This is a genomic window from Photorhabdus sp. RM322S (assembly GCF_042879395.1).
In the GTDB taxonomy this organism is placed as follows: Bacteria; Pseudomonadota; Gammaproteobacteria; order Enterobacterales; family Enterobacteriaceae; genus Photorhabdus; species Photorhabdus khanii.
Genome location: NZ_JBHFKW010000096.1, coordinates 1 through 3,541, shown reverse-complemented (window position 1 = coordinate 3,541; position 3,541 = coordinate 1). Strand labels below are relative to the sequence as shown.

Genomic DNA, 3,541 nt, shown 5'->3' with positions numbered 1-3,541 from the left:
CCACTAACGGTTCACCCGGCTCCGGGGTGAACACAAAGTAATAAGATATCCCTTCATCCGCCAATAAGCGCTGGAGAAACATCAGGTCGCTTTCATCATACTGAACACAAAATTCCCGTTCAGGATGTTCATAACGCAGGTTACACGCGAAGTTCCTGACACCATTTTCTTTCAGCAATTTTTCGACAATATCGGTCACGGATTGGCGCTGAAAAATGCGGGAATTCACCCGTAATCCTGCACGCCACAAACCCGGGTGAAGTGTCAGGGAATAATGACTGCGATGGCGACCTGTCGTGCTTTGTTCAAACTGCGTCACCATCCCGGTGACACTGCGCTCCGGTTGCCCGTCGCGATAAACGGTCAGTGTTGCGGAATTATCCAGCACATCAGCAAAGTCAATATCCGGATCAGCGCTGGTTAACGTGGCTTCCAGGCAGAACAATGTTGACAGCGCTTCATTCAGGGTAAATTCAACCACAGCAAAAGTTTGCTCCGGGAGATTACCTACGGTGAGGGTAAAAACCAGTCCTGAATCCGCCATTACTGCCCTCCTGACTGAGTGATATTGACGTTGAGGAAATGAAAGGAATCGTTTAATACAACCATAATCCAACCTTCATCAATTTAAATGATGACCGAATGTATTTGACCGGCAGAGCCACAGCTAAACTTTTCTCTACCCTTGGTGGACAGGGCATTGACTTCATATTTCTGCCTGAAATTATCAGCATCCTGTCGGTTTGATTGTTTAACATATGAACGGGAGCATAGAAAAGGGAAGGAATAATGCACTTATTTTCTTTTAATAACGAAATTTTATTCTGGTCAAATTAAAGATTTTTTGCGGAATATCACAAATAACGATAAGGAATTTAATGCGTTAGAATTAACCGCCTCAATGCGATTAAACAGAATCGTTGACCTGAACCTGCGCTTCATTGGTACGAAATAAGAAAGCAGAATTAGCGATACATCTCAAATAAATACATGCCTTTTGTATCTGTGAAAGTCTTAGAAGAAAATATCGAGTCAAATAACCCGATATGACCTCCATTAAATCACCTGGACAAAACGGCCGTTAATTAATGAGAAAATCGGTGCAGTAGTAGACAAAACAGTCTCGCCATCTTCGTCGTCAACGTAATAGGATATTGGAGAACTTTCTGGGTCTGATTTATTCACCAACCTGACCATTCTGCCTTGGTTCATTATTTTAACGGTGTAATCATTCCAGTTAATCGGTATCATTTTGAAGCTTTTTGCTTTGATATCACTGTGAATTGGTTGATCAGTGAAGATACTCTCTTCACTTTCTCCGGTTGACCAGGCCCAGGCTTTAAGCGCGATTTTTTGTTGATCATGGAGGATGTTCACATCTTTTGTATTATAAGCCTGCCAGACGGCCATATAAGCCTGTTGCAGTTGCCGGCGCTGTTCAGGCGTATCCGTATAGGGGGTTGCCTTCACCCATTCCCAGTCAGGTAACCCACTAATTTTCACATTACGGCTAAACCGATATAAGGTCATATTGGGCGGAAATGTTCTAATATTAAAGTATTCTTTATCTTTATGTCCGGCTTCAATATTTTCTGCCTGTATCATGTGGCGTACAACCGGGGTGCTGACAGCCACGTATTTGGGTTCATCCGAAGATACTGTTGCCACGGGTTGACCATTCTTATCTATTGCCACTTCAATTGCTGTCAGCACATGACTGTTTTTACCGTGCATGGCGGTTAGTTCTAGCTTACATTTTGCTTCAGGATTGAAGAAACTGCGGGCTTTATCTGATAGTGTTTCTTGGGAAAACCAGCCCAACGCTCCGAACTCCAGACTGATTTCATTTTCGCCGTTGACCAGGAACAACATAGAGGCCGTGCTGGATGTACCAAATCCCCGACCTTCTTGGGCTGAATCACGGTTATCCATTCCCGTTACACCATTGGTTTTAATATCACAAAAGGCATATTGGATATCGAATAAGCTGCGAATATACAGTCTCGGTTTATTTGCGTTAGTGCTATGGATAAAAATAATGCCTGTTGAGAGTAATAGTGAGAAAAGAACCAACAACTTTAATGTCATTTTTTCGCCCTTTAATTCTTTCTTTTCATGGTGCCACAATGATTATTACTCTGCACTGCGATATCACCTATTTTTATTGCATTGTCCAAATGTTTCCCATCTAAAGAAAATATCGGGTCAAATAACCCGATATTACATCCATTAAATCACCTGGACAAAACGACCGTTAATTAATGAGAAGATTGGTGCGAAAGTAGCCAGAATAGTATCGCCATCTTCATCAACGTAATAGTAAGATAGTGGGGAATTCTTTAAGTCAGACTTATTCACTAATCTGACCATTTTACCCTGATTCATTATCTTAACTCTGTAATTGTCCCAGTTAATTGGTATCATTCTGAAACTCGTTGTTTTGATATTACGGTAAACAGATTGATCAGAGAAAATACTCTCTTCACTTTCGCCAGTAGCCCAAGCCCAGGCTTTGAGCGCAACTTGTTGTTGTTCACGAAGCGTATTCATATCTTTAGCGTTATAAGCCTGCCAGGCAGCCATATAAGCCTGTTGCAGTTGCCGACGTTGTTCTGGGGTATCGGTATAGGGTGTTGCCTTCACCCATTCCCAGTCAGGTAACCCACTGATTTTTACACTGCGACTAAACCGGTATAAGGTCATATGGGGTGGAAATTTTCGAATATCAAAATAGTCTTTATCTTTATACCCAGCCTCTACATTTTCAGACTGTATCACATGGCGTATAACCGGTGTGCTGACAGCGGCATATTTGGCTTCATTCGCTGGTGTGGTTGCCACGGGCTGACCATTTTTATCAATTTCTACTTCAATCGCCGTCAGAACTTGACTCTCTTTACCGCGCATGGCGGTCAGCTCCAGTGTGCACTTAGCCTCAGGGTTGAAGTGATTACGAGCTTTATCTGACATTTCATCTGCTGCAAACCAGCCTAGTGCACCAAACTCCAGACTGATTTCGTTTTCGCCGTTTGTCATAAACAACATGGAGCCCGTGCTGGCAGTGCCAAATCCCCGCCCTTCCAGAGCCGAATTACGGTTACTGAACCCAGTTACGCCATTAGTTTTGATATCACAAAAAGCATATTGGATATCAAATAAACTGCGAATATATAGCCTGGGCTCATGTGCATTAGCACCAGACATCACCATCACGCCTAAACTGGACATAATAATCACTCCTAATAATAGCAATAACAGTTTTAATTTCATTTTTTATCCTTACATTCTTGGGAATCCCGCATTGATAAACGGGATTTTATCCAGCTTAGGATTAACGTTAGGATCATAGCCCATTTCCCACGATGCGGTTTCAGCACCCGGGACTATTTCCGGCTGAACAACAGACCGTTCTTCTCCTATCAGGTTAATTCTTAATGGAGATTCGCCGGCTTTTAACGGATCGGCAATAATCCATTTCCACTTTTTCTTAGCTTTGATTATAGATTTTTCACCATCTTCTTTTTCTACCTCCGCAGCTACC

Annotated in this window: 3 protein-coding genes and 1 pseudogene; all 4 read right to left on the bottom strand. The window is 42.5% G+C overall.

Annotated features, from left to right (window positions below; translation table 11 throughout):
- Positions 1-544 (bottom strand): type VI secretion system tip protein TssI/VgrG (tssI, locus tag ACGF63_RS22525; protein WP_387633303.1); only part of this gene is annotated, 544 nt, incomplete at its 3' end.
- Positions 545-1,056: 512 nt separating this feature from the next.
- A complete protein-coding gene (locus tag ACGF63_RS22520; RefSeq protein ID WP_387633302.1) occupies positions 1,057-2,088 on the bottom strand; it encodes a hypothetical protein in 1,032 nt (343 codons plus the stop codon).
- Between the two features lie 141 nt (positions 2,089-2,229).
- Positions 2,230-3,270: a hypothetical protein gene (locus tag ACGF63_RS22515; RefSeq protein WP_166291787.1), complete on the bottom strand. Its 1,041-nt coding sequence runs from the start codon at positions 3,268-3,270 to the stop codon at positions 2,230-2,232.
- A 9-nt stretch (positions 3,271-3,279) separates the two neighbouring features.
- Positions 3,280-3,541: pseudogene (locus ACGF63_RS22510) on the bottom strand (hypothetical protein); the annotation flags it as partial.

Bases quoted from the DNA above. Each gene is read 5' to 3' on its own strand.
- ACGF63_RS22520 (WP_387633302.1), bottom strand. From the start codon at position 2,088: ATGACATTAAAGTTGTTGGTTCTTTTCTCACTATTACTCTCAACAGGC.
- ACGF63_RS22515 (WP_166291787.1), bottom strand. From the start codon at position 3,270: ATGAAATTAAAACTGTTATTGCTATTATTAGGAGTGATTATTATGTCC.